This is a genomic window from Marinobacter sp. KM021 (assembly GCF_050707965.1).
Classification (GTDB): domain Bacteria; phylum Pseudomonadota; class Gammaproteobacteria; order Pseudomonadales; family Oleiphilaceae; genus Marinobacter; species Marinobacter shengliensis.
Genome location: NZ_CP136129.1, coordinates 2327009 through 2353746, shown reverse-complemented (window position 1 = coordinate 2353746; position 26738 = coordinate 2327009). Strand labels below are relative to the sequence as shown.

Here is a 26738-nt window from a genome sequence, read left to right as displayed (position 1 = left end):
GAAACGTCTGACACGAATGCTGCCCGCACAGCGTGCTGCTGGCAAGCCCTTTTTATCCGTGTTTTTGCGGCCTCACAGTCTTGCGCCCAAACCTGTACAATGCCGGCTTTTATTTGCCGGCTTGTTGCCGGCCCTCACGCTGACAGGTTCTTTTCTTGATCTCCACCGCCAATCTCACCATGCAATTCGGGGCCAAGCCCCTGTTTGAAAACGTATCCGCCAAGTTCGGCAACGGCAACCGTTACGGTTTGATCGGTGCCAATGGCTGCGGCAAGTCCACCCTGATGAAAATCCTCGGTGGCGACCTGGAGCCGTCCGCCGGCCAGGTGATGCTGGAGCCCAACATCCGCCTCGGTAAACTCCGCCAGGATCAGTTCGCCTACGAGGAATGCACGGTGATGGACACCGTGATCATGGGCCATGGGGAACTGTGGCGCGTGAAGAAAGAGCGGGACCGTATTTACTCCCTGCCGGAAATGAGCGAAGAAGACGGCATGGCGGTGGCGGACCTGGAAGTGGAATTCGCCGAAATGGATGGCTACACCGCCGAATCCCGCGCCGGCGAACTCCTGCTGGGCCTGGATATTCCGCTGGAACAGCACAACGGCCCCATGAGCGCCCTGGCCCCCGGCTGGAAACTGCGCGTGCTGCTCGCCCAGGCCCTGTTCTCCGACCCGGACGTGCTGCTGCTGGACGAGCCTACCAACCACCTGGATATCAACACCATCCGCTGGCTGGAAAACATCCTGGTGGCCCGCAACAGCACCATGATCATTATCTCCCACGACCGCCACTTCCTGAACAGTGTGTGCACCCACATGGCGGACCTGGATTACGGTGAACTGCGCCTGTTCCCGGGCAATTACGACGAATACATGACTGCCGCCACCCAGGCCCGCGAGCGCATGTTGTCAGACAACGCCAAGAAAAAGGCCCAGATTGCCGAACTTCAGCAGTTCGTCAGCCGCTTCTCGGCCAACGCCTCGAAAGCCAAGCAGGCCACCTCCCGCGCCCGCCAGATCGACAAGATCCAGTTGGAAGAAGTGAAGCCGTCCAGCCGGGTGAGCCCGTTCATCCGCTTCGAGCAGGGCAAGAAACTGCACCGTCAGGCGGTCACCCTGAAAGGCCTGACCAAGGGCTTCGATGAAGGCCCCCTGTTCAAAAACCTGGATCTGCAGATTGAGGCGGGAGAGCGGGTGGCTATTATCGGCCCGAACGGCATCGGTAAAACCACACTGCTGCAGTGCCTGGCAGGCGCCTACGAGCCTGATGCCGGCGAGGTAAAGTGGACCGACAGCGCCGAAGTGGGTTACTTCGCCCAGGACCACACCGCCGATTTTGCCCGGGACGATACCCTGACCGACTGGATGGCGCAGTGGACCACCGGTGGTGAACAGCTGGTGCGCGGAACCCTGGGGCGGATGCTGTTCTCCGGGGATGACATTGGTAAGTCGGTGAAGGTGATTTCCGGTGGTGAGCAGGGGCGGATGCTGTTTGGTAAGCTGATTCTGCAGAAGCCGAATGTGATGTTGATGGATGAGCCGACGAACCACCTGGATATGGAGTCCATCGAGGCGCTGAACCTGGCGTTGGAGAATTATCCGGGCACGCTGATTTTCGTCAGCCATGACCGGGAGTTTGTTTCGTCGCTGGCGACCCGGATCATCGAGTTGAAGGCGGATGGGATTACCGACTTCAGCGGCAGTTATGATGATTATCTTCGGAGTCAGGGCTACGTTTAAGTATCAAGCATGGGGTGCCGGCACGGGTGTGGGTTGGGCCTTCCAAAACACGCTCCTTCGGCACGTCCGTGTGACGCTTGAGCTCCGCCATCCATGGCTCCGCACAGTTTTGGAAGGCCCAACCCACACCCGCGCTCTGACTTCGGAGCTGTATTCAGAAACAAGTAAAGGCAACTATTTTGAACGAATCTCAGGTCATTAACGCCACCCGTCAGTGGGTCGAAGACGTAGTCGTTGGCTACAACCTCTGCCCCTTCGCCAAACGGGAACTGGTCAAGAACCGGGTTCGGTTTACCGTGACAGATGCCAACAACGAGGACGACCTTCTCCAAGCCCTGCATGGGGAATTACAGCGTCTGGAAGACGAACCGGAGATCGAAACCACGTTGTTGATACACCCGGGTGTTCTGCAGGATTTCTACGCCTACAACGAGTTTCTGGACGCTGCCGATGCGTTGCTGGCCTACCTGGAGTTGGAGGGTGTTTATCAGATCGCCAGTTTCCACCCGGATTACCAGTTCGCCGAAACCGAGCCGGGGGCTGCTGAGAATTACACCAACCGGTCTCCGTACCCCATGTTGCACTTGTTGCGGGAAGCGAGTCTGGAGGCGGCGATTGATAGCCATCCGGATGTGGACGGGATTCCTGATCGGAATATCGCACTGATGAATGAGCTGGGTGCGGAGAAGATGCGGAGTATTCTCGCAAATTGTCTGAACGTCTCTGCCCAGGAGCGGGCAGGGGAGTAGACGACAGGAGCGGTTGGGGTAAGGCTTTCAAAACTGTGCGGAGCCAGGGATGGCGGAGCCCAAGCGCCACATGGATGTGCTTGAGCGTGTTTTGAAAGCCTTACCCCAACTGCGACAGCACGGTCTATCAGGCTGGGTGATGGTAACTCCCGAAGATGCGCGCTCGTGAAATTCCAGAATAAGAGTCAAAGACTATGGGACTGCTTTTCGAACAAATTGACAGCCAGCCCTCGGTGATCGGGGAAATCACGCTGCGCCGCCGCAGGATTCCGGCACTGGGTGACCGGGATATCTACGAAGTGAAACTGGGCGAAGAATTCCTCATGTCCAGCATGTTTGTCGACGCCGAAGTGGCCCTCTCAGACATCGGCCTGGGCGAAACCGAAGGCGACAAGCTCAGTGTTGTTGTGGGCGGACTCGGCCTTGGCTACACCGCCGTGGCCGCTCTCAAGCATGAGCGCATCAGCGAACTGCTCGTGGTCGAATACCTGAAACCCGTCATCGGCTGGCACCAGCAAGAAAAAGTGCCCCTCGGCAAAGACCTCAACGCCGACCCCCGCAACCGCTACATACACGGCAGCTTCTTCGACCTCGCCATCGCAGACCCCGAAACCGGCGGCTTCGACCCGGAAGCACCGGGCAAACAGTTCGACGCCATTCTGCTAGACATCGACCACTCTCCCAGAGCGCTGCTGCACGATTCCAGTGCCAGCTTCTACACCGCCAACAACCTCCGCCTAATGGCCCGGCAACTCAAACCCCGTGGCGTGTTTGCCATGTGGTCCAACGAAGGTGAGGACGATGAATTCATGGCGACTCTGCGGGAAGTGTTTACCGACGTAGCCTGCCACGTTGTCAGCTTCTACAACACCTTCCAGAACCGCGAATCATTCAACACCGTCTACGTGGCCCGCAAGCCGGACTGAGTCCGGCGAGCAGGCGCGGGCATCAGGCGAAGTTCAGCTGCTTGCGCCATTTGTGCAGCAGGAACTCGGTGTCGTGCTGCCAGGGGTGGAAGTCTGGTTTGAAGTAATCCAGGTACTCCGGAATGATCGCGGTGAACATGCCCTTGCGGCCCCACACACGGTTCAGACCTTTGGCCCAGGACTTCAGATTCAGTAACTGCTTGTCTTCGCGCATCAGCTCAAAAATGAACGAGTGGATGGCTACCATGATCAGCGTTGTGATCAACGCCATGACACCCATGCGGATGGCGTAGTCCACTACGGTTTTATCGTAGAGTTTTTCATAGGTGTCGAAGGCCACCGCTTTGTGTTCGTTCTCTTCGACACAGTGCCAGGCCCACAGGGTTCGCATGGACGGGTCGATGGCATTCACCAGGTCTTCGCGCTTCAGCAGCTGCGCTGAGAGGATGCCGGTGAAGTGCTCCAGGGCAACGGTAGCAGCCAGATGCACCCGCTTGTTGTTGAGCAGCGGCAGGTCTTTCGCGGACAGGAAGCCTCGGGTCCAGCCTTCCAGTTTCTTGATATCGAAACCCTGATTGATGGCACCCTCGTTGAAGTGGCCATGCTCCTTCGCGTGCATGGCCTCCTGCCCGATAAAGGCGCTGATGTCCTTCTGCAACTGAGGGTCGTTGATCTGGTCACGTACTGCCCGAACACTGTCCACGAAGAAGCGCTCACCGTCTGGGAAAAGTGCGGAGAGGGCGTTGAACAGGTGGGTCATAAACGGGTCACTGTCGACCCAGTGGCGCGGTACATCCTCAAAACCAAAGTCCTGACGGCGTACCGGAAAAGATGCTGTGACTGCTGACATAGCGACTGCCTCGATTGTGTTTGTCTAACAATCACACATTACGCGCCAAGAGCCGTAAATGTCCGGTCAGAAAGGGACAGATGTTTATCAATTGGCATGGCGTTCGCCAAGGCCGGCATAAAAGTGCCCGGGCAGCGCGCTGCCCGGGCAATGGGTTACATCAGGTTGTAGATAAAGACGATGGCGACGGCCACAGGGGTGATAAACCGCATGGTGATAAACCACAGGTTGAACATGCCCGGTGACAGCGACAGTTCGTTCTCCATGGCCTGGCGGGACATCACCCAGCCGGCAAACAGCGCGACCAGCAGGCCACCCAGCGGTAACAGGATGTTGGCGGTGAAGAAGTCAAGCAGGTCGAAGATGGTTTTGCCCTCCAGCATGGGAATGAAGCCCAGCGGAGCAACGTCGGCCCAAAGGTTCAGTGACAGAACGGAGGCAATGCCCAGGGCCCAGCACACGCCGCCGGCGGCCAGAGTACTGATGGTCCGGTTCATGCCCTTCTGTTCTTCCAGCCACTCCACGATGGGCTCCAGCAGGGAGATGCCGGAGGTCCAGGCGGCGAAAATCAGCAATACGAAGAACAGTGTGCCGAACAGGGTGCCCATGGGCATCTGCCCGAAGGCCAGGGGCAGTGTCTGGAAAATCAGGCCAGGGCCGGCACCGGGTTCGAGGCCGTTGGCAAAGACAATGGGAAAGATTGCCAGACCTGCCAGCAGCGCTACACCGGTGTCGATCACGGAGACGGTGATGGAGGTCTTGGCGATGGAGATCTTCTTCGGCAGATAAGAGCCATAGGCCATCATCACCGCCATGCCCAGACTCAGGGTAAAGAATGCATGACCAAGGGCAACCAGGACGCCGGAGGTGGTCAGCTTGGAGAAGTCGGGCTGGAACAGGAACGCTGCGGCCTGGCCGAAGTGGCCGGTGGTCATGGCGTAGCCCACGACCATCAGCAACAGCACGAACAGTGCCGGCATCAGGATACTGACCGCCCGTTCAAGGCCGGAGCGGACGCCCCGGGCGACGACCACCATCACCAGGGCCATAAACACCGTGTGCCAGAGCAGCAGGGTGGACGGATTGCTCAGCAAACCGGAGAAAATGGCACCCACGGCTTCGGCGGATTGCCCGGCCAGCTGCCCGCTGGCGGTTGTGCCCACGTAGGATATTGCCCAACCACCAATCACCGAGTAGAACGACAGTATTAAAAAGCCAGCAAGAACGCCGATGGCGCCTACCAGTTTCCAGGCTGGTTTAAGTCTGTCCCGTTCGGTAATCAGTCGGATGCTGTTGACCGGGCTGCGACCACCCCGGCGGCCGATCATGACTTCCGCCATCATGATGGGGATGCCGACAACGGCGATGCACAGCAGGTACACCAGCACAAAGGCGCCGCCACCGTTTTCGCCGGTAACGTAGGGGAACTTCCAGATATTGCCAAGCCCGACGGCGGAGCCGGTGGCAGCCAGAATAAACGCGAACCGTGAGGACCATAGCCCTCGTTTTGCATTGGAGCCCTCAAGGGCATCCGAATAGGTGGCGGAGCCGGATGAAGTGACAGACATAGTGATCTCCCGAAGGTGTTGTTTTTGTTTCAGGGGTTAAAAGGGGAGCCGCAGAACCCTGCGGCCCCCAAGGGGAAGCACCGGTGTCAGGTCACCCGGCGCAAGCCAGCCGCCTGGGCGCCAGCCCAGCACCCGCGGCGTGCTTTCGGAAGCGCTCTTCTGCCAGTTCATTGGCGATCTCACCGGTGGGGAGCCCGGTGCGATCAGAGCGCTGGAATATTTCCGACAGGGTGTCACCGATGGTGTCTACGTGGGCGCGGATTTGCTCGGGTGAGCCTCCGGTGCGTTCGTAGAATACATCGATGATCCCGCCGGCGTTGATGGCGAAATCCGGAGCGTAGAGGATGCCCCGGTGTTTGAGGGCCGCATCATGTTCGGGGCGGTCCAGGAGATTGTTCGCGGCGCCGGCAACGATGGCCGCCCGGATGCCCGGAATGCTCTGGTCGTTCAGCACTGCACCCATGGCGCAGGGGGCTACAACATCCACCGGCAGGCTCAGGATGTCATCGGAGCCAACGGGCGTTGCACCAAACTCGTCCACTGCGCGCTTGAGGTTATCGGCGTGAATGTCGGTGACCCACAGTTCTGCACCGGCCTCTTTCAGGTAGCGGGCCAGGCGGAAGCCAACATTGCCAATGCCCTGGATGGCCACCTTCAGGCCGGTCAGATTATCCGTGCCGAGCTTGTGCTTTACGGCTGCTTTAAGGCCAATAAAGGTGCCGTAGGCGGTTACCGGCGAAGGGTCGCCCGTGCTGGGCTGGCCGTCAAACCCGGTGCGGGTGGTTACGCCGGCCACGTGCCGGGTATGGCGGCCCATCACTTTCAGGTCTGGCACGCTGGTGCCGGAGTCTTCCGCGGCGATGTACTGGCCGCCGAGGCTTTCCAGGTGCCTGCCCATGGCTTCGAGCAGGGCTTCGGTCTTGTGCTTTCGCGGGTCGCCGATGATGACCGACTTGCCGCCGCCCAGGTCGAGATTGGCCAGGGCCGATTTATAGGTCATCCCCCGGGACAGTCGCAACACATCCCGCAACGCTTCCTCATCGCTTGCGTAGGGGAACATTCGGCAACCGCCGAGTGCTGCACCCCGTGACGTATTGTGGATGGCAATGATGCCCTTCAGGCCGGTTTCGGCGTCGCAGACAAAAGACAGGTGTTCGTGGTGATCGAACTCCGGATGGCTGAATACGTTCATGGCGTTTCACCTCTGTTCCGTGGCCGGCCGCTACCCTTGTGGGGCCTGCGGCGGCTGTTTTTGTTTTAGACCGCCGCGTTGGCGATTTGTTGGTGTGCCCGTTCACCGGGGTTCAGTTCAGCCCGGTACTGCGCCCGTTCTTTTCGGGTGGCATGATAGGCCGCTTCTTTGACCGGGCCGTAACCGCGGACCTTCGCGGGCAGGCTGGCCAGGTTTCGCGCGGCATCGGCGTGGTCTTTGCTCAGGTGTTTGAGCAGGAACGCCACATCGGCCTCGTATTCCCGGATGATCTTGCGCTCCAGGCGGCGGTCCGCGGTGTATCCGAAGGGGTCCAGGGGCGTGCCTCGCAGGCTTCGGGCTTTTGCCAGCCAGGCGAACACGGTTTCCATCCAGGGACCAAAGGTGTGTTTCTTCGGGCGTTCGCCATTTTTGCTCCGGCTGAGCAGGGGCGGTGCCAGATTGAATTCCAGCTCAATGTCGCCCTCGAACTGCTCCTCCAGCTGCTTGCGCAGGCTGCCATTGCTGAACAGTCGCGCCACTTCGTACTCGTCTTTGTAGGCCAGTACCTTGGCGTAGTTGTCGGCGATGGCCCGGAACAGCAGTGGGTCCCGGCCAAGTTTCTGGGAGATGGTGTGTTCCGCCTGGCGCACCAGCCTTTCATAACGCTTGGCCAGGGCAGTGTTCTGGTACTCGCTCAGGTGTTCCATGTTGCGTTTGATCAGTTGATCCGTGGTTTCCATTACCTGCACAGGTGTGCCTTTGGGTTTCGGGAACGCCAGGGCCATCACCCGCTCCAGATCATGGGCAGCCCGGCGGCCCCACAGAAAGGCCTGTTTGTTTTTGTCGACCGCCACGTTGTTAAGCTCAATGGCCCGCTCTATGGCTGCGGCACTGAGCGGCAGCAACCCCTGTTGCCAGGCGAAGCCGACGGTGAACAGGTTGACCGCCATGCCGTCACCCATTAGAGCTTTGGCAAGGTCGCCGGCATTGAGGAACCAGCTGCCATCGGGCCGGCAGGCTTCCTTGACGGTCTGCTCCATGGATTCACCGGGGAACTGGATGTCCGGGTCTCGGGTAAAGGCGGCGGGCATGGCCTGCTCGGTATTGACCACCGCCCGTGAGAAACGATTATCCAGTTTGGCCAGGGCATCGTCGGTGGCGGCGACCATCAGATCAAAGGCAATCATCAGGTCGGCCTCGCCGGCGGGAATCCGCACGGCATGGATGTTATCTTGCCGGTCACTGATGCGGATATGGCTGACGACAGCGCCGAACTTCTGGGCCAGGCCAGCCTGGTCCAGCACTGAGACGCCTTTGCCCTCAAGGTGGGCTGCCATGCCCAGCAGGGCACTGACGGTCACCACGCCGGTGCCGCCGACGCCGGTCAGCAGAATACCGTAAGGATTATTGCCGGTGACCGGCGTGGGTTCCGGAAGCTCAGGGAAGTCCACGTCTGAGCTGACGCCGGCTGGCTTCTTCAGTTTGCCGCCTTTGACGGTGACAAAGCTCGGGCAGAAACCGCGCACGCAGGAGAAGTCCTTGTTGCAGGAGGACTGGTCAATGGTGCGTTTGCGCCCGGCGTCTGTGTCTTTAGGCAGAATCGACAGGCAGTTGGACTGGATACCGCAATCACCGCAGCCTTCGCACACGTCCGAGTGAATCATCACGCGCTGGTTTGGGTCTTCCATGGTGCCGCGCTTGCGGCGTCGGCGCTTTTCGGCCGCGCAGGTCTGGTCATAGATGATCACCGAACAGCCTTCGATCTCACGCATTTCCCGTTGCAGGGCGTCCAGGTCGTCCCGGTGATGGAAGGTGGTGCGGTCCGCGAAATCGGCCCGCGACGGGTATTTGTCGATATCGTCGCTGACCACCGCGATACGTCGCACGCCCTCACCATACAGCTGATGGCTGATCTGCTGCACCGTCAGGGTGCCATCCACCGGCTGGCCGCCGGTCATGGCCACGGCGTCGTTGTAGAGAATCTTGTAGGTGATGTTGGCACCGGAGGCGATGGCCGCGCGAATGGCCAGTACGCCTGAGTGAAAGTAGGTGCCGTCGCCCAGATTCTGGAACACGTGTTTCTGGTTGGTAAACGGTGCCTGGCCAAGCCAGGTGACGCCTTCACCACCCATCTGCGTGAAGGTGTCGGTACCCCGTTCCATCCAGGTCGCCATGTAGTGACAGCCAATGCCGCCGAGGGCGCGGCTTCCTTCCGGTACCTGGGTGGAGGTGTTGTGGGGGCAGCCAGAGCAGAAGTGCGGAGTCCGCTCCAGTCGCTCCCGGGGTTGCGCCAGACTGTTTTCTTTTTCGGTCAGGAAACCGAGACGCTGTTGCAGTTTATCGTTGCAATAACGGCCATCCAGGCGGGAGGCGATGGCCCGTGCCACCATGGCCGGTGTCAGTTCGGCGATGGTTGGTAGCAGGTCGTTACCCTGGTCGTCCCGCTTGCCGATGACATTGGGGCGTCGGCCATCCTGCCAGGTGTAAAGCTGGGTCTTGATCTGTTCTTCAATCAGTCCCCGTTTTTCCTCGACCACCAGAATTTCCTCCAGCCCCGAGGCAAACTCAAACATGCCCTCGGGTTCCAGAGGCCAGGGCATGGCGACCTTGTAAACCGCCAGCCCGATGGCTTCACGCTCCTCATCGCCCAAGCCGAGGTCTGCCAGCGCCTGGATCACATCCAGGTAGGCTTTGCCGGTGGTGACGATACCCAGCCGGGGCTGTTCAACCGAAAGCACCGTGCGGTCCAGGCGGTTGGCCCGGCAAAAGGCCTTGGCGGCTTCCAGCTTATGGCGGTGCAGTCGTTCCTCCTGCGCCATGGGTTTGTCTGGCCAGCGGGAGTTCAGTCCACCTTCCGGCATCGAAAACTCTGTGGGAATGCGGATGTTGATCCGGCTGAGATCCAGGTTGGCAGAAATGGACGAATCCATGTTTTCGGCCAGGGCTTTGAAGCCAATCCAGCAGCCGCTAAACCGCGACATGGCCCAGCCGTAGAGGCCCAGATCCAGAATGTCCTGAATGCCGGCGGGGTTGAGCACCGGCATACCCGCATCCAGAAATGCATAATCACTTTGATGGGGCAGGGTGGAAGATTTGCAGGCATGGTCGTCGCCAGCGACGGCCAGTACCCCACCAAATCGGGAGGTGCCCGCCGCGTTAGCGTGCTTGAACACATCACCGGTGCGGTCCACACCCGGGCCTTTGCCATACCAGAGGGCAAACACGCCGTCGTAACGGGCACCTTCAAAGATGTTGACCTGCTGGCTGCCCCAGACAGCGGTGGCGCCAAGGTCTTCATTCACCCCGGGTAAAAAATGGATGTTGTTTTCTTTGAGGTGGTCCCGGGCTTTCCACAGAACCTTGTCAAAACCACCAAGGGGAGATCCGCGATAGCCAGAGATAAAGCCTGCGGTGTTCAGGTTGTTCTTGCGGTCGAGTTGGGCTTGGAGCAGGGGAAGTCTCGCCAGGGCCTGGCTGCCGTTCATGTAGACCGAACCGGCATCTTTTTCCCAGACATCGTCAAGGCTGACGGGACGCAGCCCCTTTGGGGAGCGTAAAAGATCAGACATGTTGAAATCCTCTCCCACCTGGCCGGATCGCGGCGGTAGGTTTGTCTTGTTTTTGTAATCCCGGCTTTTGGCCGGATGTTCGATTTCATCAGTCCTGCCCGGTGGATTGGCCGGGTTGCCCTTTTGGGGCTGGACGAAAAACAAACTAGAATAAGTTTACGTTCACGTCAACAAGGGTGGGACGACCGAGTTCGCAAAAGTGTGATTTATTCATATAACTGATTGAGCAAAATAGGAAAAATAATTCCGGGCTAGCGGTTATTACCTATTCGCGTTTTGGCGGTTCCGGCTTAGTTTCTCGTAATGTCTGCCAGTTTATATCCTTACCAATTTCAGCCGCACAGGGTGCGAGCTGAGTTTTTTCGTTTACTTCCCATCTCATTGTTCGTGGTGGCGTTTGGTGCTGCCTTTGGCCTGGCGGCCATCCAGAAGGGCTTGTCGCCGCTTGAATCCATCCTGATGAGCACCACCGTGTTCGCCGGTGCCTCCCAGTTCGCCGCGGTGGACATGTGGGGCACCGAAGTCTCGGTGCTGCCAATGATTGCCGTGGTGTTTGCCATCAACTCCCGGCACCTGCTGATGGGCGCTTCTTTGTACCCCATGCTCAAAGACGTCTCGCCGGGCAAGCGCTACGGACTATTGCTGTTGCTGACAGACGCCAACTGGGCGGTCTCGGCGCAGGAGTATCAGAGTGGGCGGCGCAATCTTGAGGTGATCCTGGGTGGTGGGCTGGTGCTTTGGCTGGCCTGGATGATCGGTACCGGGTTGGGTGTGTACTTCGGTGGCCTGCTACAGAACCCCAGAGCACTGGGCCTGGATATGGTACTGGGCTGCTTTCTGTTGGCCATGGCCCTCGGTGGCAAGAAATCGCCGCGTATTCTCGTGGCCTGGCTGGTGGCAGGTGCTGCTTCGCTGGCGGCGTGGAAATGGCTGCCGCCCAATATGCACGTTGTGGTGGGTGCACTGGCTGGTGGTGTGATCGGACTGTTCTGGCTGGAACCCGGAGCCCAAGACCGGGTAACCAAACCGGAGGCCCGGCATGGCGATTGAAACCACAACCCTGGGTGTTCTGGCGTTGATCGCCATCATGGCAGTGGTGACCCTCGTAACCCGTTTCGGCGGGGTGTTCATCATGTCGTTCCTGCGCATCAGCCCGCGGGTTGAGAGTTTCATCAACACCATGGCGAGCTCGGTGCTGATTGCCATTATTGTGCCCATGGCGGTGACTGGCGATCTGGGAGCCCTGGCTGCGCTGGTGACCACCGGCGTTGCCATGCTGGCCATCCGCAAACCCCTGCCGGCCATTACCCTGGGCCTTATGGCTGCCGCGTTGGTGCGGTATCTCAACTAAGTCTCTGAATCTGGCTGGTTAAAAACTGCTCAAGTTTTCCGGTGATGTGCCGATACACTGACAGGTCAGTCGAGGTACGAACACCATGATTTCATCCAGTCAGATTTCCCTGTTTCAGAACAGTACCCGCCAGGTGCAGGCTATGGACAGTAGCCAGTTGCGCATTACCCAGCAGAACGCGGGTTTACCCCAACAGGGATTGCAGGCCGGCGCCACTGAGTTGTCTTTGTTCCGGCAGGCGGCCTACCGCTATAGCAGCCAGGAACAGCTGGCGTTCAGCAGTGCCAGCCAGGTGAGCAGTGCCGATCGCACTGCCTCGTTCACCAGTGCCGAGCTGATTGAAAAATCCTCGGACCTGTTCCTGCTAGGCCAGCAGGCCCTGACCGTGAGCCGGGCTGCGCTGGGAGGCGAGGCTGTGGGTGAATCCCAGGGCAGTCTGTCGGTGACGGCTGGCCGCTACATGTTCTATTCGGAAAGTGAGAATCGCAGCTTTGCCTCCACCGGCAGCATTACCCTGCAGAATGGTGAAACTATCGACTTCACGCTGTCGCTGCGCCAGTCACAGTCACGCACTTACGAATACTCCGAACTGATCCAGATTCAGGAACGCCCGCTGACCGATCCACTGGTGATCAACTTCGGCGCTTCCACCGCGCGGTTGACCGACACGTTGTTCGAATTTGACATGAACGGCGACGGCCAGACCAGCCAGTTTGCCAGCCTGGGTGCTGGCAGCGGTTACCTGGTGTTTGACCGCAACGGTAATGGCAAAGTGGACGACGGCTCCGAGCTGTTTGGTCCCCAAACCGGTTCCGGTTTCAGCGAACTCGCCAAGTATGATGACGACGGCAACCGCTGGATTGACGCCAACGACGAAGTTTTCAAATCCCTGTCGGTCTGGGTACAAACCGCCGATGGCGGCGGTGCCTTGCGGTCTCTGGAGGAAGTTGGCGTTCAGGCTCTCTACGTTGGCAGCGTAGAGGATCAGTTTACCTTGACCAACCCGCAGGGCGTTCCCCTGGGCCAGATCAAGGCTTCTGGCATTTACCTGACCACAGACGGTGAGGTGCGTACCCTGGAAGAGCTGGACCTGGCGGAGCAGAATACCGAGTCCGCACCGGCGGAGAGCACCTTCCTTGGCGTGCGCGGTGGTAATGAAGCCGCCAATGGCAACGGAAACGGGAACTCTAACGGTAATGGTCCGGTAAATGCCCGCATTGAAGCCATCCAGAACGCTCTGGAAAAGCTAAACGAAATTCGCAAGAAGCAGCAGGACTTTATCGAGGCTTCCAAGGATCAGGGCAAAAAGAAATCACCGCTGGATGACTATCTGAAGTTGATCGACCGGCTACGCCTGGAATTGTTGAATTCTCAGGATGAGAAAAAGCAGGCGGCCAGTCGGTATCTAGAGTTTGCAAAGCTATAGGGCCATCATCGATGCAGGCCGGGGAGCGGGTAAGCCTCACAAAACTGTGCGGAGCCAGGGATGGCGGAGCCCAAGCGCCACATGGATGTGCCGAAGGAGCGTGTTTTGGGAGGCTTACCCGCTCCCCGGCCGTCTCCCAAACTAAGGCGTAGCCTCCGGCATAGGATTGGTATTACGCAGAGCCAGCTCACCAATCCCAGGTAATTTGATGCCGAGCGCCAAGGGATTAACACCCAGCGACAATCCCAGAATGTTCAGCTCCACGCCTTCCCGGACGCCCGCCAGAACACCAACATAGCCTCCCAGCGAAAGCTGGTAACCGGCACCACCGGGCGTTGCTGCCCCCACACGGCTGCCCAGATAGTCCTTGCCGATGGCGTGATTGGGTAACGCCACGTTCAGACCGGGAGTCTCCCGAACCACCCAGGCGACAAAAGTGTTGCTGTTCGGGCCGGGCCAGGCCTCGTATTCGTTAATGTACGGGTATGACTGCACCGCCTCGTAGATGTCGGGAATCAGTGCCTTGGCCTCATCGCCCCGAATATCTGCATACAACTCTGGCCGGGCACCGAACCAGTGGCGGTCCGGATCGTCCGGGCGGGAGCTGACTACGTGCTGGCGCCAGCCAATGACCTCATGCACCTTGTAGTGATCGGCGCCTTCCTCTTTGGTGGCTACCCAGGTATGCACCGCGAAATAGCCGCGCCAGCTCCAGGCCCGGGCGCCGTATACCTGAACGATGGCCTCGGGGGTGTCTGCCGCCGCCGGCGCTATACCAGCGCTGTCACGGCTGGCAGTTTGCCAGGCATTTCGTTCTGGCTGGGTGCCGGTGGCTGCCAGCAGCAGGGGGCCGGAGAACAGCAGCAACAGGGCGCCCAGAAACCAGCCAGAGTACTTCAATAGTCGTGTCATTGGCGTGTCCGTCATGAGGAGGTTTCACAGACTGTACCCGAGCAAATAAGTTCCGGATCACCCTTGGGCAGAGCAATATAACCCGGGTCGCACTCTATGAGTTACGGATACTTCTTTCGCGGATGGTTGATGCCAGCTGGTTGATCAGGTCCCGGGCATCGCCTTCGTGCAGGCTGTGGCATTTGTCCTGCAACACCCGTCGGTCATGGCTGGACGAGGTGTTGGAGACATCTTTCAGCAGGTCAAGATGCTGGCAGGCTGCCAGGTGTGCCTTGATTTCGGTATCAATCAGTCGGGTGGCGAGCCCGTCGACCACGTCGCTGCAGAATGGGCGATTTCTGTTCAGAAGATTCCGGGCTTCGAGGGCTGCATGGCGGGCTTCCAGCCTCAATTCCCCCGATGCCTCACCGGCTTCGACGGCCCTGAGGAACATGCCCAGGCGCTCGTACAGGTGCCACACCTGTGGCCAGAGTTTGTCATAGGCTTCTTTTTCAGTGCGGTACCGGGCTTCGTCAAACAAAGAGGACATGTGTGGTGATGAACCGGACTCGCCCGTTCGGTTGAACTGCGCTACCCGAAACTCGTCGACCTCCCGCCAGAGGGTGTCGGCCCGCTCACGCAGGGTTGTTAACTCCTCCCGGTGCCGACGCCGGGCGCTGGCGGTGAACAGGATGGTGCCCAAGGCAAGCAGTATGGCCGCAGCCGAGAGCAGTAACGGCAGATGATCTGATGAGAGAAAATTGCCCAGTTGGCCAGTGTCCATGGCGTTCGACCTCCGTCGAATTCCCGTACTGAGGTTACAGTATAGAGGCTAATCCGGCTCCTGCTGTCGGAATGGCAGGGCGGATTGCGCGTCGTTAAAGTAACTTATCACATGCTCTGCTTCTTCGTGTGTGAAGCTTTGGATAGCCTCTCGAAACCCCGGGTGCAGGATACCGTGCCAGGAATGGGTAATGATGGGTTCAAAGCCCCGCACCAGTTTGAGTTCTCCCTGTGCGCCCGCATCGAAGTGCTGGAGCCCGAGTGTCAGGGCGAGTTCAATGCCCTGGTAATAGCAGGTTTCGAAATGCAGGTGGTTGTATTCTTCCAGGCAGCCCCAGTAACGGCCATACAGGGTGGTGTCGCTGGCCAGGAACAGGGCGCCGGCAATCAGCTGGCCTTCGCGAACCGCCATGATCAGGTGCAGGTGTTCTGGCATGGTCTCCCGCAATTGCTCGAAGAACAGCTTGTTCAGGTAGGGTGGGCGGCCGCGTTTGAGGTAGGTGGCCTGGTAGAACACGTAGAAGGCCGACAGTACCTGATCTGAAATATCCCGCCCGTGAAAATGCTGGAAGTGGATGCCCTGCTCAGCCACGTGCCGGCGTTCTTTGCGAATGGATTTGCGCTTGCGGGAGGTGAGCGCCGCCAGGAAATCGTCAAATCCTTCATAGCCGTGGTTGTGCCAGTGAAACTGGCATCCGATACGGTGCAGTTCGTCCTCATGCTGTAATAGAGCCTGGTCCGCGGTGTCCGGGAACAGCAGGTGCCAGGAATGCGCGCCAAGTTGTTCGGTCAGGTCGGTCAGAAGCGAGTCGAGCATCGCCGGCGTGAGCTGCTCGCGGAAGCCTTCCTCCAACAAAAATCGGGGGCCCTGGGATGGGGTGAACGGCACGGCGATCAGGAGTTTGGGGTAATAGGGCAGGTTATAGCGTTGATAGGCTTCCGCCCAACTGAAGTCGAAAACATATTCGCCCATGGAGTGGCTTTTCAGGTAGGCCGGGGCGAGACCACAAATTTTACCGTCAACGCGAAATACCAGGTGGCTGGGTGTCCAGCCGGTTTCGGTGCGGGTGCAGCCTGAGCGTTCCAGTGCCTGAAGGAATTCATAGCGCAGGAACGGGTTGTCGCAACCGGCCAGCCGTTGCCAGTCCCGCTCCGGGATGTCGGCAATGCTGGCGCAGGTGCTTAGTGTGATTTCAGGGACAGCGGGTTCGGTCATGGGGTCGGATCAAGCCTGGTTCGGTGACCTTATACCATACGACAGAACCCCGCTGGTGATCACTCCTCGGTGTTAGCGCAGTGCTTTTCCATTTTTTCCTGCCAGTTACCACGGCGATTCTGATGCTTTTCCTGGCGTTCCTGGTGGATTTCGCTCCAGATCTGCCGCTGTTCTTCGTTCAGTTTCAGGCGGTCGGCCATGTCTGCTCGGTGCTCCTGCATCTTTTGCTGGCGCTTTTCCCTCTTCTCCTGGTACTTCTCCCGCATTTCTTCGCTGAACGGGCCTTTGCCTTCGCGGAAGTTTTCACACATTTCCTGTTTGTCCCATTTTCCGGCTTTGTGCTTGTTGCCGTGATGGTCCGCCATGGCTATGGGGCTGGCGGCAAACAGTGTGGCCATCAGTACACCAGCGGTGAGCAGAGATGATTTAGCTTTCATAACGATTTCCTCTAGGGTTCGGTTGTGCCTGTCAGGCGTTATCGGATGACTGCCATGGTACGCCGTGCTAGGTCAGATGGTGTCAGGGCGTTGTAAAGGTTCGGTAAAGAAAAAACGTGGTAGATCAGAACCCTCTGGCGGCCGTGCTAGACTGTGGCCGTGTAACAGACGAGAGAGCAGCATGCAGAACCGGGTATTGTTGATCGAAGACGATGACGAGCTGAGAGAACTGCTGGCCAGATACCTGACCAATCAGGGATTCACGGTACGGGAAGCGGCCAATGGCCGGGATGGCCTGGCCCTGGCGTTGGGGCAGGATTGCGATATTGTGGTTCTGGATATCATGTTGCCAGACATCAATGGCCTGGATGTGCTGCGCGAACTTCGTGGGCAAACCCACCTGCCGGTGATTCTGCTGACCGCCCGGGGCGACGAGACCGACCGTATTGTCGGTTTTGAGGTGGGCGCCGATGATTACATCCCGAAACCCTGCAATCCCCGCGAGCTGGTTGCCCGCCTGCAGGCGCTGCTTCGCCGCATCGCCTGGGACCAGAAATCCGATGTGGACGCCACCCGCACCTACGGGGACCTGCGGGTGGAGCCCGGCCAACGGCGAATATATCAGGATGATGCGCCCCTGGAACTGACAGCGACCGAATACGAGGTGCTTCAGGTGTTGCTGGCCCACGCCGGCAGTGTGGTGCGCAAAACCGACCTGATGCAGTGGGCCCTTGGCCGCAGGCTGGAAGCCTACGATCGTACTTTGGACATGCACATCAGCAACCTGCGCAAGAAGCTCGGCAATGATGATCCTCCTCGAATCGAAACCATACGAGGCCTGGGCTACAGCTACCGGGTGCCTGCAGTATGAAGCGTTTTATGTTCCCTTTGTTCTGGCGAATTTTCCTGTCAATCTGGCTCGCCATGGCGGTTACCGTGGTGGCCAGCAACCTCGCAACCCGGTATCTGCTGGACCGGGAACGCCAGGCCATTGAGCGCCAGGTAGGATTGCATGAGCTGGCCCGGGAAGCCCTGGCCCTGCGCTTGGGAGAAGATCGCGGGGCGATGTGGCGTTTTCTGAGAGCCGAAGGTGAGCGCCTTGACCTGCACCTGATGCTGATCGAAAAAGAAGAGGGGCATCACCGATTGCCACGCCAGATTCGGGAACGCATCCAGTCAGGCTGGTATCCCAACAAGCCTGCGGTAATCACTCTGGAAGAAGGCTATCAACTGGTCGCCTGGCCGCGGATGGGCAGTGATGGCTGGCTAGACCCTAAATTCTTCCGGTTTGTCGAGCTTGGTCTGGCCTTCGTGCTGATCTCTCTGGCTTGCTGGTGGATTGCCCGATTCGTTTCCAGGCCTCTGCGCCACATGGAGTCGACGGCAAAGGCAATCGCGGATGGCGACACCCAGTTGCGGGTTCCGAACAGGATTGCCCGCCGCCGGGACGAAGTCGGTCAGCTGGCCAGTGCGTTTAACGCCATGACCGATCGGCTGTGTCAGTTACTGGAACGCCAGAATCACCTGCTGCGTGATATTTCCCATGACCTGAGAACGCCGCTGGCGCGACAGCGGGTTGCCATTGAGCTTGCCAGTGACGGCGGCGCTGATCCCGCACTCATGGACAGCATCCTGCGCCAGAACGAGCGACTGGAAACCATGACCGGGCAGATTCTGACGCTTTACCGGGTGTCCGAGAACGGTGGTTCGATGGAGCGTGAGCCGGTGAAACCTTTGGCGCTGATGAACCGGGTGCTGCGGGATGCGGCCGATTACGCCGAACACCGTGGGGTGGACTGTAAACTCATCGCAGCTGACGACACCAGAGCGGTGTCGGTGCTTGGGGATTCGGGGTTATTGCAGCGAGCTTTGGATAACGTATTACAGAATGCGCTGGACCACACGCCACCGGGGAAATCCGTGCACGCATCATTAGCGTTGGTGGATGGCAGCATACAGCTGGATATTGCCGATGATGGCCCCGGCGCACCAGACGAGTTATTGCAACAGTTGTTCGAGCCGTTTTTCCGGGCTGATAAATCCCGGGGCGGTAAGGGGTGGGGATTGGGGCTGGCCATTGCCCGGGACATTGTCAACGCTCACGATGGCGCAATCTCGGCCCGGAACCGTTCCGAGGGCGGCCTGCAGGTGACCATCCGGCTACCCGTTTTTATCGGTGGTTGACTGCCTTTTGGCAGGTTTTGGCTCGTCTTCGGGTTTAAGGCGTTCAGCGGCTGAGAAGTCGATGCCTTCTTGCAGCTCGTCCTCATCAAAGCGAATGCCGCAGGCCGCTTTGCGTATTTTTGCCGGGGCGGCGGTACCAGGACTGTTTTGATCGTTATCTTCGGAGGTCATAGGTTGCTCCATGAGTAAAGATTACCCTGTACCCTCAGGATACCTTGAGCGAGAAACGGAAGTGAAGAAGAGCCGCTTCATCGCCCGGGTGTATCCGGTAAGCTCCCGTGATGAGGTCAGGGAACATGTTGCTCGTGCCCATCAGGACTACCCGGATGCCCGCCATGTGTGTTGGGCTTACCAGATTGGCCGGCCCGGTTCGGCGGCAGAAGCCGCCATGAATGATGATGGCGAACCCTCCGGTACGGCCGGCAAGCCCATACTGAACGTGATCCAGCACAAGGACATGGGGGACGTACTGGTGATCGTTGTCCGCTACTTCGGGGGCATCAAGCTGGGTGCGGGCGGTCTGGTTCGCGCCTACGCCGGCGCGGCGGAGAGTGTGTTGTCGGAGGTGGGGCGTACCATACAGCAGTCCCGGGTGCAGGCAGAGGTGGTTCTGGGTTTTGCCGACGAACAGCCACTTAGGCACTGGTGTGAAGGCCATGAAGGCCACATTGAGTCGATTCGGTACAGTGACCGGGTCAATGCGTTGGTGTCGGTCCCTGAAATCCGGGCGGGTGAGCTTGCAGCGTTCTGTGATGCGCAGAAGATGGATTACCGTTTGGAAACCTGAACCCGGTGGCAAACTGAAAGTGCCCGGTCGGGCGTATACTGGACCATATGAGTGTTTAACGCAGGAGAAGACCATGCGAATGTTTATCATAGCGGTGATGGCCGCATTTATCACCGGCTGCGCCAGCAACGTGGTTACCGACTACAACTCGGCGACCGTGTTCGGAAACTTCACCAGTTGGGCATACGCACCGGGACAACAGGATTCCGGCTTCACGTCGCTGGATGACAGTCGGGTTCGTGCCGCGATAGAGCGCGAAATGACCCGCAAAGCAATGAAGCGGGTTCCTGATACGGAGGCTGACCTGCTGGTTACCTGGCAGATCGTTCCGGAAGAGCGCCTGGAGCAAGTGGGTGTAGGGCTTGGCTTCGGTTTCGGAAGAGGCAACTTTGGCTGGGGCGTATCGGCTCCGCCACCGGTTCGGGAAATCACCGAGGGCAAGCTGGTTGTCGAACTGGCTGATAGACGTTCCTCAGAGGTGGTTTGGCGTGCTGCGAGCCGCCGTTACCTGAACGAAAACCAGTCACCGGAAACCCGGCGCAAGTTGATTGACGAGGTTGTCTCGGAAATGTTTTCCAAATACCCTCCCGGCCTGAACTGATCAACAGGCAGAGGCTGGTGTATGGGAATGAAAAAGCGGGAAGGCGGCCTGGTTTTCTCCACAGAGCAGGGGCGCATGTGCCCGGAGTGTCGGAACCCGGTCGCTGATTGTACCTGCGGGCAGCCGGAACGGCCGTCGGGTGACGGCGTTGTTCGGGTCAGCCGGGAAACCAAAGGGCGAAAAGGTAAGGGGGTCACCCTGATCACTGGTATCCCGATGGATGACAAAGACCTGAAGGCCTACGCCAAAGTGCTAAAAGCCAAATGCGGCACAGGTGGTACAGTGAAGGACGGTGTGGTGGAAATTCAGGGAGACCAACGGGATATTCTCGTGCCCTTGCTTCAGCAGAAAGGATGGACGGTAAAAAAATCCGGAGGCTGAGGTTTCACTACAGACAACGATTCAGAGGAGGCGCGCATGCATGTACTGGTTCTAGGGGCCGGTGTCGTAGGAGTTACCTCGGCCTGGTATCTGCACCAGCAGGGCCATCAGGTAACGGTAGTCGACCGCCAGAGCCAGTCAGGCCTGGAAACCAGTTATGCCAACGGTGGCCAGATTTCTGTGTCTCATGCCGAGCCCTGGGCCAATCCCTCGGCGCCTGTCAAGGTACTGAAGTGGCTGTTTCAGCCGGATGCGCCTCTGTTATTCCGCCCCCGACTGGATCCCTACCAATGGCGCTGGGCCTTGTCTTTCCTGACCCAGTGCACCTCAGCCAAGGCAGCCCATAACATTCGCCAGATGGTTAATTTGGGCACCTATAGCCGGGACTGCCTGCAGGCACTGCGCAGAGATGTGGGTATCGAATACGACCACCTCGAGAAAGGTATCCTTCATTTCTACACCAACCCTGCAGAGTTTGATGCGGCCATGGAGCCAGCCCGGATCATGCGTGAGCTTGGTTGTGACCGACAGGTGATCGATGCGGAGCAGGCGGTGCAGATTGAACCAGCATTACAGCCAGTGCGCCATCGAATTGCCGGAGCCACATACACTGCCGATGATGAAAGTGGTGATGCCCGGGCCTTCACCCAGGCGTTGGCAAAGCGTTGTGAGGAGGCCGGCGTAACGTTTGTGTACGGGACCGAGGTGCTGGATTTTGATCGCGCCGGTGACCGTATTCTGGGCGTGCAGGTCGTTAACGAAGGCAAACACCAGATCCTTCGCGCGGACAGCTATGTGCTGAGTCTCGGCAGCTTCAGTGCCATCCTGGCCCGCAAACTGGGGCTATTCCTGAACATTTACCCCGCCAAGGGCTACTCAATTACCGTGCCGGTCAAGAACCCGGACGCGGCGTTCAATGTCAGTTTGACCGATGACGAGTACAAACTGGTCTATTCGCGACTAGGGGACAGGATACGGGTGGCTGGTACGGCTGAACTCAATGGCTATACCCGGGATCTGAACTACACTCGGTGCCGGGCTATCGTGCGAAGATCAGCGGAACTGATGCCGGAAGCCGCATACTGGGACAAGTCCGAGTTCTGGACTGGCCTGCGGCCAGCAACGCCTTCGAACGTGCCCTATATCGGGAAAAGCCATTTTGCCAACCTGTACCTGAACACGGGCCATGGCACCCTGGGCTGGACTCACTCCTGTGGTTCCGCAGCGGCATTGGCAGACATTGTGGCAGGGCGTAAACCCGAGGTTGACTTCACGTTCTCCGGGCTCTGATCTCCGGGCACAAAAGAGCCGGCGACTGCATGGCAGTGGCCGGCTTTTTTAGATCGGAGGTGGTCAGTCCTTGAGCTGGTCTCGAATCAACTTCTTGTTGATTTTGCCAACACTGGTCTTGGGGATATCCTCCACGAAATCAATTTGCTCCGGGATTGCCCATTTGTTGATCTCGCCGCTCTCCACGAACTGTTTCAGGTGGCTCTGGATGTCCTCGACGCCGGCCTGCTCACCGGGTTTGAGTGTCACCAGGGCATGCGGCCGCTCGCCCCATTTCTCATCGGGCACGCCAACCACAGCGGCACCCGCAACGGCCGGGTGCTGGCTGATCAGGTTCTCCAGGTCCAGCGAGGAAAGCCACTCGCCACCGGTCTTGATGACATCCTTGATGCGATCCTTGATGGTCAGCGTGTTGTCTGGCTCCATACTCGCCACGTCACCGGTGTGCAACCAGCCGCCTTCCCAGAGTTCCTCGCCCTTGTCAGCCTGCTTGAAATAGCTCTGGGTCAGCCACGGTGCCCGGGCAACCACTTCGCCCTTCGCTTCGCCATCGTGGGCAACCGGGTTGCCATCCGGGTCGACAATATCCAGGTCAACCAACGGTACGGCAATGCCGGTTTTCACCCGGATAGCCGTTTGCTGCTCAAGCGGTAGCTCCAGATCTTCCGGCTTCATGTGGGTGGCGCTCAGCAGCGGGCAGGTTTCCGACATGCCGTAGCCGGTGAACATCTTGATGCCCAGTTTGGCGCCAGCGTCACACAGGCCTTTGGTCAGGGCGCTGCCGCCAATGAGTACATGCCAGTTGCTGAGGTCGGCCGTTTTGATGGACTCGGTGGCCATCATCATCTGCATAATGGTGGGCACGCAGTGCGAGAAAGACACTTTGTGCGTTTTCAGCAGGTCAACCAACAGTTCTGGCTCGTAGCGGCCCGGGTAAACCTGCTTGATGCCCATCATCGTGGCTGCGTAGGGCACACCCCAGGCGTGAACATGGAACATGGGGGTGACCGGCATATACACGGAGGATGAACGCAGCAGCGGCATTTCATCGAAGTGAGCGATGGTGCCGGTCATGGCCAGGGTGTGCAGTACCAACTGTCGGTGGCTGAAATACACGCCTTTGGGGTTGCCGGTGGTGCCCGTGGTGTAGAACGTGGTGGCCACGCTGTTTTCGTCAAAGTCCGGGAAATCGAACTGATTGTCGGCTTTGGCCAGCAAGGCCTCGTATTCGCCGTGGGTATCGACAGACGTTGCTTTGGCACCGTCACTGTCGGTCAGTTGAATCCAGGTTTTGACGGTTTTGATTTCGTCTTTGACGCCTTCGATGATCGGCATAAAGTCGTCATGTACCAGCACCACATCGTCTTCCGCGTGGTTCATGGTGTACACGATCTGTTCCGGGGACAAACGCACGTTAACGGTATGCAGAATGGCGCCGATCATCGGGATAGCGAAAAAACATTCCAGGTAGCGCGGGGTGTCCCAGTCCATCACCGCAACAGTGTCGCCAGGCTTCACGCCAGCGTCTGTCAGGGCGTTGGCGAGTTTGTGGATGCGCTCTACCAGGTCGGTATAGGTGTACTTGCTGCGGTTGGCGTAAACGATTTCCTGGTCCGGATTATAGCGGGGGCCAGACAGTAGGAGCCGTTTGATCAGAAGGGGGTACTGATAAGCGTTGTCGGCCGCGGGGAGAATGCGGGTTTGTGCCATGGTCTACACCTCTTCGACGTCTTGTTGGATGGTTGTTCTTGTTTGTTCAGTCTTCGTCATCCTCGCTGCGCTTTTCGTGCTTGGGCGGGATCACGCTTTCCGGAGCGGGTTCAAAGCCGCTGTACAGCTTGTGGGTTTTGTCGTCGTAGTTATCTTTGAGTTCATCCTTCACTGTGCCTTCCCAAAGTGGTGTGCCCAGGAAGTAGCCTGCCCGGCCAATCACATGTGCGGCAATCGGCGCGGTGATCAGGATAAAAATCACAATCGCGAACGCCCGTGTAAACACCACCACATCCGCGAAATACACCGCCACACCGGCCATGGTCATCATGGCACCCATGGCACCGGCCTTTGTCGACGCGTGCATTCGGGTGGGCAGGTCCGGAAGCCGGAGGATGCCCACAGAAGCCAGAATCATGAAGCTGGCACCCGTCAGGAGCAATATGGCAACTATCAGTTCACTCACTTTTGGGTCCTCCTCGCTCCAGGAACCGGGCAAAACCAACGGCCGTCAGGAACGCTGTCAGGGCAATAACAATGGCAACATCCAGAAGGCTGGGCACGCCGGTATCGATGGCGTGCACCCCTACGTAACCGACCACGATAGAGGCGATCAGTTCCAGAGAAACCACCCTGTCGGGCAATGATGGCCCTTTAATCAACCGGATAAACCCGAACAGAAGGGCCACCGACAGCATGAAATAGACAATATTGATAACAACATCCAGCACGTTTGGGCTCCTCAGCGCATGATCTTGAGAATCCGGAACTCAAGTTCCTTGAGATCCTTGCGCAACTGCTCCTCGTCCTGCAGGAACATGGCGTGAATATAGAGCACTCGCCGATCATCGGAGACGTCCAGGCTCAGGGTGCCGGGGGTCAGCGAGATAAAACTGCTCAGGAACATGATTTCCGCGTCGGTGTGTGCTTCCATCTCAAAGGCAATAACGCCGGGCTTCATGTACCAGACGGGGGTGGCTACGTCGTACGCCACCCGGAAGTTGGCCTTGACCAGCTCCTTGATGAAAAACAGGGAAAAGGAAATCAGTCTCGGTAGTCGCCGGGAATAACCCTTCAGCGCGGGAACATGCTTCTGCAGCACCATCAACGCCAGGTAACCGAAGAACAGGCCCGCAAACAGATTCCAGGCGGTGAACGAACCGCTCAGGGCTACCCAGGCCAGTGCCAGGCAAACGTTCCAGAAAAATCCGATCATGGCTGATCACCTCCCAACACCGCTTCGATGTAGAGCTGCGGGTTCATCAGCTGCTCGGCAGACATCTCTGCCAGCTCATAGATTGGCTGGCCATACAGGCCGATAATCAGGGTGCAGATGGCCAGGCCAACCATTGGCAGATAGTAGGCCCAGGCGTGTTTTTCGTTCAGCTTGCCCTTGAGCTCTTCGGTATTCCTGACGTGGTCTGGTACCTTCTTCCAGAACACCTCCGCCCAGATCTTGATCATTGAGTAGAGCGTCAACAGGCCAACCAGCAGGGCCACAAAGGTGACCAGGTAGGCTTCTGCCTCCAGTGCGGCGCGAATCACCACAAACTTGGCAAAGAAACCTGACAGCGGTGGAATGCCCGCCAGAGAGAGGGCCGGGATCAGGAACAGCACCGCTAGCAGCGGGCGGTACTTGTAAACACCGCCCAGGTCTTTCAGTTCATAGCTGCCCAGCAGGCGATAGGTAAAGCCGCTGACCAGGAACAGGTTCGTCTTCACAATGATGTGGTGCATGATGTAGAACACACCGCCGATGATGGCCAGCGGGGTGAACAAGGCCAGGCCCAGCATCATGTAGCCAATCTGGCTGACGATGTGGAACGACAGGATGCGTCGGAATTCGAACTGTGCTGCTGCGCCCAGAACACCGGTCAGCATGGTCAGGGTGGCGGCCCAAAGCAGGATGTTGTGGGTGTACTCGACATCCTGGGTGAAAACGAGGGTGAACATCCGGAACAGGGCATACACCCCCACCTTGGTGAGCAGGCCGGCAAACAGCGCTGAAACCGCTACCTGGGGTGTGTGGTAAGACGCTGGCAGCCAGAAAAACAGCGGGAACGCCGCCGCTTTTACGCCAAACGACACCATGAACATCATGGCAACCACCGTTAGCATACCGGTGTCTTCCACCTGTCCAATTTTCTGCGCGATGTCCGCCATGTTCAAGGTACCCACCATGCCGTAGAGCAGGCCCACCGCAGACAGGAAAATCGCAGAGGAGAACAGGTTGAGGGTGACGTACTTGATGGCCCCTTCCATTTGCGCTCGCTCACCGCCAAGGGTCAGCAGGGCGAAGGAGGCCAGCAGCATGACCTCAAACCAGACAAACAAGTTAAAGATATCGCCGGTCAGGAAAGAGCCAGCCACGCCGGCCAGCAACAGGTGCATCAGCGGGTAGTAGCCAAACTTTTCATGGCCCCGGGGCGTGGACGCCAGCGAGTAGATAGCGATGGCCAGGCCGATAATCCCGGTCAGTACGATCATGATGGCGGCTAGAACATCGGCCACAAACACAATACTGAACGGTGCCGGCCAACTGCCCATTTCCATGGTCACAAAGCCCTGGTCGGTGGTGGACATCAGTAGCCAGATGCCACTCCACAGCAACAGGATATTGGCCAGCACACCCAGAATGCGCTGATAGCGAATCGACCGCCACAGTGCCAGCGACAGGGCGCCAGCCGTCAGGGGAATAAATACAGGAAGAATGATTTCCGGGCTCAAGTGTCCGTATCCTTCATCTGGTCCAGGTCATCGGTTCCAACCACTTCGTAAGCTCGGCGGATAAGAACCACGGCGAAGGCCAACACACCAAAGGCAATCACGATTGCAGTCAGGATCAGGGCCTGGGGCAACGGATCTGCAATCATGCCTGCCGGGGCGCTGGCGCCTTCCGCAATCAGCGGCGGCGCGCCACGGGTCATGCCGGACACAACAAAGATCAGCAGGTTGGCGGCATTACTGAGTATCATCAAACCGATAACCAGTTTGACGATGGACCGCCTGAGCATCATGTAAAAGGCCGCAGTGAACATGATGCCCACTACGTACGCCATCAGGCTCTCCATAGAGATCCTCCGGA

General features: G+C 58.5%; 27 protein-coding genes. 12 read left to right on the top strand and 15 right to left on the bottom strand.

The window, feature by feature from the left end; translation table 11 throughout:
* The first annotated feature begins 155 nt into the window (after positions 1-155).
* The 3 genes from RVM24_RS11010 (at position 156) to RVM24_RS11000 (ending at position 3417) form a co-directional block, all read left to right on the top strand.
* Positions 156-1742, top strand: a complete 1587-nt coding sequence (locus RVM24_RS11010; RefSeq protein WP_431473998.1) for an ABC-F family ATPase — start codon at positions 156-158, stop codon at positions 1740-1742.
* Between the two features lie 179 nt (positions 1743-1921).
* A complete protein-coding gene (locus tag RVM24_RS11005) occupies positions 1922-2491 on the top strand; it encodes a DUF1415 domain-containing protein (RefSeq protein WP_374812405.1) in 570 nt (189 codons plus the stop codon).
* Positions 2492-2685: 194 nt separating this feature from the next.
* On the top strand, positions 2686-3417 hold the full coding sequence (locus RVM24_RS11000; protein WP_431473997.1) for a spermidine synthase: 732 nt from the start codon (positions 2686-2688) through the stop codon (positions 3415-3417).
* Between the two features lie 22 nt (positions 3418-3439).
* On the opposite strand, the gene RVM24_RS10995 is transcribed toward RVM24_RS11000, so the two are convergent.
* The 4 genes from RVM24_RS10995 to RVM24_RS10980 all read right to left on the bottom strand — a co-directional run bounded on the left by RVM24_RS10995 (position 3440) and on the right by RVM24_RS10980 (position 10596).
* Positions 3440-4267: a metal-dependent hydrolase gene (locus tag RVM24_RS10995; protein ID WP_286251204.1), complete on the bottom strand. Its 828-nt coding sequence runs from the start codon at positions 4265-4267 to the stop codon at positions 3440-3442.
* A gap of 155 nt (positions 4268-4422) precedes the next feature.
* Positions 4423-5835: a sodium-dependent transporter gene (locus RVM24_RS10990; protein WP_431473996.1), complete on the bottom strand. Its 1413-nt coding sequence runs from the start codon at positions 5833-5835 to the stop codon at positions 4423-4425.
* 91 nt (positions 5836-5926) lie between these two features.
* The gene (locus RVM24_RS10985) at positions 5927-7027 is read right to left on the bottom strand and encodes a Leu/Phe/Val dehydrogenase (RefSeq protein WP_374812400.1); all 1101 of its coding nucleotides are present in this window, start codon (positions 7025-7027) and stop codon (positions 5927-5929) included.
* 65 nt (positions 7028-7092) lie between these two features.
* A complete protein-coding gene (locus RVM24_RS10980) occupies positions 7093-10596 on the bottom strand; it encodes an indolepyruvate ferredoxin oxidoreductase family protein (protein ID WP_374812398.1) in 3504 nt (1167 codons plus the stop codon).
* Positions 10597-10899: 303 nt separating this feature from the next.
* Between RVM24_RS10980 and RVM24_RS10975 the strand changes: the two genes are divergently transcribed.
* The 3 genes from RVM24_RS10975 (at position 10900) to RVM24_RS10965 (ending at position 13373) form a co-directional block, all read left to right on the top strand.
* Positions 10900-11646, top strand: coding sequence for an AzlC family ABC transporter permease (locus RVM24_RS10975; RefSeq protein WP_374812396.1), 747 nt, complete (start codon positions 10900-10902; stop codon positions 11644-11646).
* Positions 11636-11947, top strand: a complete 312-nt coding sequence (locus tag RVM24_RS10970; RefSeq protein WP_374812394.1) for an AzlD family protein — start codon at positions 11636-11638, stop codon at positions 11945-11947. Before RVM24_RS10975 ends, RVM24_RS10970 begins: the two co-directional genes overlap by 11 nt.
* 85 nt (positions 11948-12032) lie before the next feature.
* Positions 12033-13373, top strand: coding sequence for a hypothetical protein (locus tag RVM24_RS10965; RefSeq protein ID WP_374812392.1), 1341 nt, complete (start codon positions 12033-12035; stop codon positions 13371-13373).
* 141 nt (positions 13374-13514) lie between these two features.
* Here the strand turns inward: RVM24_RS10965 and RVM24_RS10960 are convergent, their stop codons facing one another.
* The 4 genes from RVM24_RS10960 to RVM24_RS10945 all read right to left on the bottom strand — a co-directional run bounded on the left by RVM24_RS10960 (position 13515) and on the right by RVM24_RS10945 (position 16700).
* Positions 13515-14285 carry a DUF3750 domain-containing protein gene (locus RVM24_RS10960; protein ID WP_374812390.1) on the bottom strand — a complete coding sequence of 257 codons (771 nt, stop codon included), beginning with the start codon at positions 14283-14285 and terminating at the stop codon, positions 13515-13517.
* 94 nt (positions 14286-14379) lie between these two features.
* Complete coding sequence (locus RVM24_RS10955) at positions 14380-15048, bottom strand: hypothetical protein (RefSeq protein WP_374812388.1); 669 nt, start codon at positions 15046-15048, stop codon at positions 14380-14382.
* 48 nt (positions 15049-15096) lie between these two features.
* Entirely contained in the window at positions 15097-16263 is a 1167-nt protein-coding gene (locus RVM24_RS10950) for a GNAT family N-acetyltransferase (RefSeq protein ID WP_374812387.1), read from the bottom strand.
* 59 nt (positions 16264-16322) lie between these two features.
* Positions 16323-16700, bottom strand: a complete 378-nt coding sequence (locus RVM24_RS10945; RefSeq protein ID WP_374812385.1) for a hypothetical protein — start codon at positions 16698-16700, stop codon at positions 16323-16325.
* A 181-nt stretch (positions 16701-16881) separates the two neighbouring features.
* On the opposite strand from RVM24_RS10945, the gene RVM24_RS10940 reads away from it, so the two are divergent.
* Together RVM24_RS10940 and RVM24_RS10935 are read left to right on the top strand one after the other, a co-directional pair.
* On the top strand, positions 16882-17571 hold the full coding sequence (locus RVM24_RS10940; protein WP_061333087.1) for a response regulator transcription factor: 690 nt from the start codon (positions 16882-16884) through the stop codon (positions 17569-17571).
* Positions 17568-18884, top strand: coding sequence for a sensor histidine kinase (locus RVM24_RS10935; protein WP_374812383.1), 1317 nt, complete (start codon positions 17568-17570; stop codon positions 18882-18884). Before RVM24_RS10940 ends, RVM24_RS10935 begins: the two co-directional genes overlap by 4 nt.
* On the opposite strand, the gene RVM24_RS10930 is transcribed toward RVM24_RS10935, so the two are convergent.
* Positions 18861-19055 (bottom strand): hypothetical protein, encoded by a 195-nt coding sequence (locus tag RVM24_RS10930; RefSeq protein ID WP_374812381.1) that lies wholly within the window; start codon positions 19053-19055, stop codon positions 18861-18863. The two genes, RVM24_RS10935 and RVM24_RS10930, sit on opposite strands and share 24 nt — an antisense overlap.
* A 10-nt stretch (positions 19056-19065) precedes the next feature.
* Here RVM24_RS10930 and RVM24_RS10925 point away from each other — a divergent pair, with 10 nt between their 5' ends.
* From RVM24_RS10925 to RVM24_RS10910, 4 genes are all read left to right on the top strand, one after another.
* Positions 19066-19671 (top strand): YigZ family protein, encoded by a 606-nt coding sequence (locus RVM24_RS10925; RefSeq protein WP_342630895.1) that lies wholly within the window; start codon positions 19066-19068, stop codon positions 19669-19671.
* Between the two features lie 73 nt (positions 19672-19744).
* Complete coding sequence (locus tag RVM24_RS10920) at positions 19745-20272, top strand: DUF4136 domain-containing protein (protein ID WP_061333091.1); 528 nt, start codon at positions 19745-19747, stop codon at positions 20270-20272.
* Between the two features lie 21 nt (positions 20273-20293).
* Positions 20294-20653 carry a translation initiation factor Sui1 gene (locus tag RVM24_RS10915; protein ID WP_061333092.1) on the top strand — a complete coding sequence of 120 codons (360 nt, stop codon included), beginning with the start codon at positions 20294-20296 and terminating at the stop codon, positions 20651-20653.
* A 36-nt stretch (positions 20654-20689) separates the two neighbouring features.
* Positions 20690-21943 carry a D-amino acid dehydrogenase gene (locus RVM24_RS10910; protein WP_072676618.1) on the top strand — a complete coding sequence of 418 codons (1254 nt, stop codon included), beginning with the start codon at positions 20690-20692 and terminating at the stop codon, positions 21941-21943.
* Positions 21944-22006: 63 nt separating this feature from the next.
* Here RVM24_RS10910 and RVM24_RS10905 read toward each other — a convergent pair whose 3' ends face one another.
* From RVM24_RS10905 to RVM24_RS10880, 6 genes are read right to left on the bottom strand one after another with little or no spacing between them, the layout of a single operon-like run.
* Positions 22007-23653 carry a fatty acid--CoA ligase gene (locus tag RVM24_RS10905; protein WP_286251180.1) on the bottom strand — a complete coding sequence of 549 codons (1647 nt, stop codon included), beginning with the start codon at positions 23651-23653 and terminating at the stop codon, positions 22007-22009.
* 46 nt (positions 23654-23699) lie between these two features.
* Positions 23700-24119 (bottom strand): monovalent cation/H(+) antiporter subunit G, encoded by a 420-nt coding sequence (gene mnhG, locus RVM24_RS10900; protein WP_072676620.1) that lies wholly within the window; start codon positions 24117-24119, stop codon positions 23700-23702.
* A complete protein-coding gene (locus RVM24_RS10895) occupies positions 24112-24384 on the bottom strand; it encodes a monovalent cation/H+ antiporter complex subunit F (protein WP_058092151.1) in 273 nt (90 codons plus the stop codon). Before RVM24_RS10895 ends, mnhG begins: the two co-directional genes overlap by 8 nt.
* A gap of 11 nt (positions 24385-24395) precedes the next feature.
* Positions 24396-24869, bottom strand: coding sequence for a Na+/H+ antiporter subunit E (locus tag RVM24_RS10890; protein ID WP_061333096.1), 474 nt, complete (start codon positions 24867-24869; stop codon positions 24396-24398).
* Complete coding sequence (locus tag RVM24_RS10885; protein ID WP_072676621.1) at positions 24866-26380, bottom strand: Na+/H+ antiporter subunit D; 1515 nt, start codon at positions 26378-26380, stop codon at positions 24866-24868. The genes RVM24_RS10890 and RVM24_RS10885 overlap by 4 nt, the downstream gene beginning before the upstream one ends.
* Entirely contained in the window at positions 26377-26724 is a 348-nt protein-coding gene (locus tag RVM24_RS10880) for a Na+/H+ antiporter subunit C (RefSeq protein WP_058092148.1), read from the bottom strand. Before RVM24_RS10880 ends, RVM24_RS10885 begins: the two co-directional genes overlap by 4 nt.
* Between the last annotated feature and the right edge of the window lie 14 nt (positions 26725-26738).